Origin of the sequence: Kytococcus aerolatus, assembly GCF_900187395.1 — a bacterium.
Lineage (GTDB): Bacteria > Actinomycetota > Actinomycetes > Actinomycetales > Dermatophilaceae > Kytococcus > Kytococcus aerolatus.
Map to the genome: position 1 here is coordinate 324,358 of NZ_FYEZ01000003.1, position 6,000 is coordinate 330,357.

The window sequence follows — 6,000 nt, forward strand, 5'->3', positions numbered from 1 at the left end:
CCGAGGAGAGGTGAGCCCATGAGTGCCCAGCCCAGCCCCACCGTCCCGGCGACGATGCGCGCAGCGGTCTGGGAGGGGGGCTCGCCCTCGCTCCGCGTCGAGGAGATCCCCGTCCCGGAGCCGAAGGAGGGCGAGGCGCTGGTCCGCGTCGCCGCCTGCGGGGTCTGCCACACCGATCTGCATGTGCTCAAGGGGGAGGTCGCGTTCCCCGGGCCGGCCGTCGTCGGCCACGAGATCAGCGGCACCATCGCTGCCACCGGGCCCGGCGTGGAGGGCCTGGCCGTGGGCGATCGGGTCGTGGGGGCGTTCATCATGCCGTGCGGGCGCTGCCGCCACTGCGAGCGCGATCGCGACGACATGTGCGAGACCTTCTTCGCCGAGAACCGGTTGAAGGGCAATCTCCTCGACGGCACGACCCGCCTGGCCCGCCCGGACGGGTCGCGCCTGTCCATGTACTCGATGGGCGGCATGGCCGAGTACGCCGTCGTGCCCGTCACCGCGCTCACCGGGCTGCCGGAGGGGCTGCCGCTGGACCGCTCGTGCGTGCTCGGCTGCGCGGGGTTCACCGCCTACGGGGCGCTCGCGGCCTCGGGACTGGTCGCGGGTGAGTCGATGGCGGTGGTGGCCGTGGGCGGCGTCGGGTCCAGCCTCGTGCAGCTCGGCCGCCACCTCGGCGCGGACCCGGTGGTGGCGGTGGACGTCTCCGACGAGAAGCTCGAGGGTGCCCGGGGGCTGGGCGCCACGGCCACCGTGAACTCGACGACGCAGGACGCGGTGGCCGCCGTCCGCGAGGCGGTGCCCGGCGGCGTCGACGTGGTCTTCGAAGCCCTCGGCCGGCCCGAGACCTTCGAGCTCTCGCAGGCCCTGCTGACCGACGGCGGGCGCATGGTGGCCGTCGGCATCGCGGCCGGGGACGCCACGGCACGGGTGCCGATCACGCAGCTGGTGCGCCGCGGTCACACGATCCGCGGGTCCTTCGGCGCCCGCACCCGGCAGGACCTGCCCCGCGTGGTGGAGCTCGCCGCCGAGGGCGGCTTCGACGTGCAGGGCGCCGTCACCCGGACCTACGCGCTGGAGGAGGCCGACGCGGCCTACCGGGACCTGGCGGCCGGCCGCATCACCGGCCGCGCGATCGTGGTCATGCCCGGGGCGGACTGAACCGGCCCTCCACGGGCAGATCCACCGTGCTCGTTCAGGATCACCATGAGTGGACGGTGATTCTGGACGAGCACCGTGGATCTGGGGCGGAACCCGTCGGCCTGCGGTGGCGGGCCCCAGCCCCAGAAGTACCTTCCCCTCGACGAGGCACCCCCCGTTATATTCCCCCCATGGCCAACCCAGCCAGAGAACTGGCGCAACTCCTTGAGTCATGGCGTGCAGAGCGAACAACGACCCCACTCGCCATACGACGGAAGCGAGCACAGGAGGAAGGCACCAGCCTCGCGGCGCAACATGACCGCGCGATCGCGCTCTACTCCGAGACGCTTGCCTGGATTGAGCGGCTCGCGAACGGCGGCATCGAAGTCGATCATTTTCGAGAGGCCACCCCAGAGTGGCAAGCCGCCCTTTTTTCCTTCAACTTTGCCTGGTCGAGCAACCCCCACTCCCCTGCCGGGATTGACGGCTCTTCCCAGATGAGGGTGTAGGCGACGCAGCAGCCGTGGTGGGAGGGCGCGGCGCGTCGGTGCCCGGATAGTGGTCGAGGCCTTCCGAGGATGGAAGTTCTCACACTGCCCATCCAGGAAGACCTCGACGTGCCTGACGCTACCTTCGCGACCCCTGATGTGACGACTTTCTGCCGCCTCGACGAGCTCGGTCTCGTGGTCGTGGGCCAGCAGGTGGAGCCGGACCGCGCGGTGCTCCTGTGCCGCGTCGAAGAGGACGATGCGGCGCGCTGGTGCCGGCGCTGCGGCTGCGAGGGGAGGGCGCGGGACACCGTCACCAGGGAGCTGGCCCACGAACCGCTGGGGTGGCGGCCGACCACGCTGTTGCTCACGGTCCGCCGCTACAAGTGCACCGGCTGCGGGCACGTCTGGCGGCAAGACACCACCCGTGCCGCCGAGCCCCGAGCGAAGCTGTCCCGGACCGCGCTGCGGTGGGCGCTGGTCGGACTCGTCTGCCAACACCTCACCGTTGCTCGCCTCGCCGAAACTCTCGCCGTCTCCTGGGACACAGCCAACGCCGCTGTGCTGGCCGAAGGCCAGCGGCTCCTGCTGGACGACCCGACCCGATTCGATGACGTGAAGGTGATCGGCGTCGACGAACACGTCTGGCGTCACACCCACCGCGGCGACAAGTTCGTCACCGTCGTCATCGACCTCACCCCGGTCCGCGACAAGACCGGGCCATCGCGGCTGCTGGCCATGGTGGAGGGCCGCTCCAAGGAAGTGTTCAAGACATGGCTCGCTGCCCGGCCCAAGGCCTGGCGCGACGGCCTCGAAGTCGTCGCCATGGACGGGTTCACCGGCTTCAAGACCGCCACCACCGAAGAGCTCCCGCAGGCCGTCGCCGTCATGGATCCCTTCCACGTCGTCCGCCTCGCCGGCGACGCCCTCGACCGCTGCCGGCGCCGGGTCCAGCAAGAACTGCACGGGCACCGCGGCCGCAAGGACGACCCGCTCTACTCGGCGCGCCGGACCCTGCACACCGGCGCCGACCTGCTCACCGACCGTCAACACGAGCGCCTCGGCAAGCTGTTCACCGGGGACCGGCACGTCCAGGTCGAGTGCACCTGGGGCATCTACCAGCGCATGATCTCCGCCTACCGAGACCCCAACCGGGTCACCGGCCGCGTCGAGATGAGCTCGGTGATCGATGCCCTCGCCGACGGGGTGCCCCGACCGCTGGTCGAGCTGCGCAAGCTCGGCCGCACCCTGGCCAGACGCGTCTGCGATGTCCTGGCCTACTTCGAGCGACCCCGCACCAGCAACGGACCTACCGAGGCCGTGAATGGACGACTTGAGCATCTTCGCGGGCTGGCCCTCGGGTTCCGCAACCTCACCCACTACATCGCCCGAGCACTCCTCGAAGCTGGCGGATTCAGGCCCCGACTACACCCTCGTTTGTGAAGAGCCTATTTGATTTGGCGCTATTTGGCGGACGGGGGATTCTGCACGACTTTCCGTTCTCGTCGCTTGGGAGAGCCGAGAGGATTTTCCGTGAGCTACAGGTACCGGCAGACCTGGTCCGCGCTGCACGAGTCGGGGTCGGGCTGCGCGGCGTCGTGCCTGAGCTCGGCGATGGTGTCTCGGAGCGCTGTGAGCTGGGCGATCTGCTGCTCGATCTCGGCGAGGCGCGCGTCGAGGAGATCGCGCACGTGCTCGCAGGGAGCAGCGCCGCCGTCGCGGATGTCGAGGATCTGGCGGATCTGGGCGAGGGTGAGGCCCGCGGCCTGGCCGCGGTGGACGAAGTCGATCCGGGCGGCCGTCTCGGGCGCGTAGTCGCGGTATCCGGACGGCGTGCGCTCGGCCGGGGGCAGCAGGCCCTGCTCCTCGTAGAACCGCAGCGTCTTCGCCGTCGTTCCCGCCCGCTCGGCGAGTTCCCCGATGCGCATCGCAGGCCCCCTTTTCTTTCGGCAGAAGCCTTCTTGACCTTCCCCTGCACTGGAAGGTCCAGTATGGCCGAGAAAGAAGAGAAACCCAAGTGACGGGAGCTGCGATGCCCACGAAGTACGACCTCGCCATCATCGGATCGGGCGGTGGTGCGTTCGCCGCCGCGATCCGCGCGACCACGCTCGGCAAGTCGGTGGTGATGATCGAGCGCGGGACGCTCGGTGGCACCTGCGTGAACACCGGCTGCGTGCCGTCGAAGGCCCTGATCGCCGCGGCCGACGCACGGCACTCCGCGGCCGACGCTGCCGACCGGTTCCCGGGGATCGCGACGACGGCGGGGCCAGTGGACATGCCCGCCCTGATCGCCGGGAAGCAGGCGCTGGTCGAGTCGCTGCGGGGCGAGAAGTACGCCGACGTCGCCGACTCCTACGGTTGGGCCGTCCGCCGCCGCGACGCCGCGTTCGCCGGCACCCCCGACGCACCGGTCCTCCAGGTCGCCGGGGACGACGGGAGCACCGAGACGATCGAGGCCGGGCACTACCTGGTCGCGACCGGCTCTCGGCCGTGGGCCCCGCCGATCGACGGCCTGGACCAGACCGGGTACCTGACCTCGACCACGGCGATGGAGCTGACCGAACTCCCTGAGTCCCTGCTCGTGCTCGGCGGCGGCTACGTCGCCCTGGAGCAGGCGCAGCTGTTCGCCCGGCTCGGCTCCCAGGTCACCGTGCTGGTCCGGTCCCGGCTCGCGTCGAAGGAGGAGCCGGAGGTGTCCAGGACGCTGCAGGAGGTGTTCGCCGACGAGGGCATCCGGGTGGTCCGCCGCGCGCTGCCGACGCGGGTGTCCCGCGACGCCGCGACCGGGCAGGCCGTCGTCACCGCGGACGTCGCCGGCGGCCGGGAGGAGTTCCGCGCCGACCAGGTGCTCGTCGCCCTCGGACGACGACCGGCCACCGATGGGCTCGGCCTCGACAGGGTCGGGGTCAAGACCGGGGACCTCGGCGAGGTGGTCGTCTCCGACCGGATGCAGTCCTCCCACCCGCGGATCTGGGCCGCGGGCGACGTGACCGGCCACCCCGAGTTCGTCTACGTCGCCGCCCACCACGGCACCCTCGTCGCCGAGAACGCGTTCGCCGACGCCGATCGGGCCGTGGACTACGCCCGACTGCCGAGGGTGACGTTCACCGGCCCGGCGATCGGCGCGGTCGGGATGACCGAGAAGGACGTCGTCGCCGCCGGGATCCGCTGCGACTGCCGCGTCCTGCCCCTGCACCACGTGCCCCGCGCACTGGTCAACCGCGACACCCGCGGCTTCGTCAAGATCGTCGTGGACGCCGACACCGGGAAGATCCTCGGCATCACCGCCGTCGCCAAGGACGCCGGCGAGCTCGCCGCCGCCGGGGTCCACGTGCTCGGCAAGACGGTCGCCGAGGTCGCCGACGCCTGGGCCCCCTACCTGACCATGGCCGAGGGCATCCGGATCGCCGCCAAGGCCTTCACCACCGACCCGTCGCTCCTGTCGTGCTGCGCGTGAACGAACTGGAGGAACCCACGATGTCTGACCTCAGCATGCAACTGCCCGAGCGGCTCAGCCGACTGGGAGAGACCGGCCTGCTCATCCCGCTGCTGCGGCTGCTCGCCGACGGTGACCCCGTCACCGTCCAACAGCTGTCCGTGGCTGCGGGCCGCACGATCGACGAGGTACGGCTCGGACTGGCCGCGATGCAGGACACCGAGTACGACGACCAGGGCCGAATCGTCGGCCAGGGCCTCACGCTGCGCCCTACACCGCACCGGTTCACCGTCGACGGTGAGGAGCTCTACACCTGGTGCGCCCTGGACACCCTCATCTTCCCGGCCCTCCTCGATCGCCCAGCGCGCGTGGAGTCCGTCTCCCCGGCCAGCGGAGAGACGATCCGCGTCACCATCGATCCGGTTGCCGGTGTCACCGGCGTCACACCCCCGAGCGCCGTGGTGTCGCTGGTGAACCTGGAGCAGATCACCTCGATCCGCTCGGCCTTCTGCAACCAGGTGCACTATTTCGCCTCCGTCGACGACGCCACCGGGTGGCTCTCTGAGCATCCCGGTGCCGAGGTGGTGTCGGTGGCCGAGGCCTACCGGATCGGCAACGAGCTCACAACGAGCCTGCTCGACCTGCTTCAGGACGACACCCCGGTGGCCGACGACTGTCCCCGCTGCTGTTGACCCGCGACACAGAAGGATTCGAGGCTCTTCATAGATGAGGGTGTAGGGCATGTCGCGCGGTCGGGTGGCGCGTCGGTGTGGGGGTAGGGGTCGAGGTCCTCCGAGGATGGAGGTTCCTACACGCCCATCTCGAAAGACCTCGACATGTACGAGGGACTGCTGCACGGATAGGTGACATCTGATCTGTGGTGCCGAGAGGTGCTGCTGGAAGGACGTGCACTGTGCCTAAGCCCTACCCCCGAGAGTT

6 protein-coding genes are annotated in these 6,000 nt (G+C 70.3%); 5 read left to right on the plus strand and 1 reads right to left on the minus strand.

The genetic code is table 11. From position 1 onward, the window contains the following. Positions 1 to 18: 18 nt before the first annotated feature. The 3 genes from CFT82_RS10870 (at position 19) to CFT82_RS10875 (ending at position 3,068) form a co-directional block, all read left to right on the plus strand. Positions 19 to 1,158, plus strand: a complete 1,140-nt coding sequence (locus tag CFT82_RS10870) for a zinc-binding dehydrogenase (RefSeq protein ID WP_200815129.1) — start codon at positions 19 to 21, stop codon at positions 1,156 to 1,158. Between the two features lie 170 nt (positions 1,159 to 1,328). Beyond that, positions 1,329 to 1,646 carry a hypothetical protein gene (locus tag CFT82_RS11590; protein ID WP_143469623.1) on the plus strand — a complete coding sequence of 106 codons (318 nt, stop codon included), beginning with the start codon at positions 1,329 to 1,331 and terminating at the stop codon, positions 1,644 to 1,646. A 108-nt stretch (positions 1,647 to 1,754) separates the two neighbouring features. Beyond that, positions 1,755 to 3,068, plus strand: a complete 1,314-nt coding sequence (locus tag CFT82_RS10875) for an ISL3 family transposase (protein ID WP_088819217.1) — start codon at positions 1,755 to 1,757, stop codon at positions 3,066 to 3,068. 95 nt (positions 3,069 to 3,163) lie between these two features. Here CFT82_RS10875 and CFT82_RS10880 read toward each other — a convergent pair whose 3' ends face one another. Next, positions 3,164 to 3,553: a heavy metal-responsive transcriptional regulator gene (locus CFT82_RS10880; RefSeq protein ID WP_010155367.1), complete on the minus strand. Its 390-nt coding sequence runs from the start codon at positions 3,551 to 3,553 to the stop codon at positions 3,164 to 3,166. A gap of 104 nt (positions 3,554 to 3,657) precedes the next feature. Between CFT82_RS10880 and merA the strand changes: the two genes are divergently transcribed. Together merA and merB are read left to right on the plus strand one after the other, a co-directional pair. Then, positions 3,658 to 5,082, plus strand: coding sequence for a mercury(II) reductase (merA, locus tag CFT82_RS10885; RefSeq protein ID WP_088819176.1), 1,425 nt, complete (start codon positions 3,658 to 3,660; stop codon positions 5,080 to 5,082). A gap of 20 nt (positions 5,083 to 5,102) precedes the next feature. Then, positions 5,103 to 5,753, plus strand: a complete 651-nt coding sequence (gene merB / locus CFT82_RS10890) for an organomercurial lyase MerB (RefSeq protein WP_010155369.1) — start codon at positions 5,103 to 5,105, stop codon at positions 5,751 to 5,753. Positions 5,754 to 6,000: the final 247 nt, after the last annotated feature.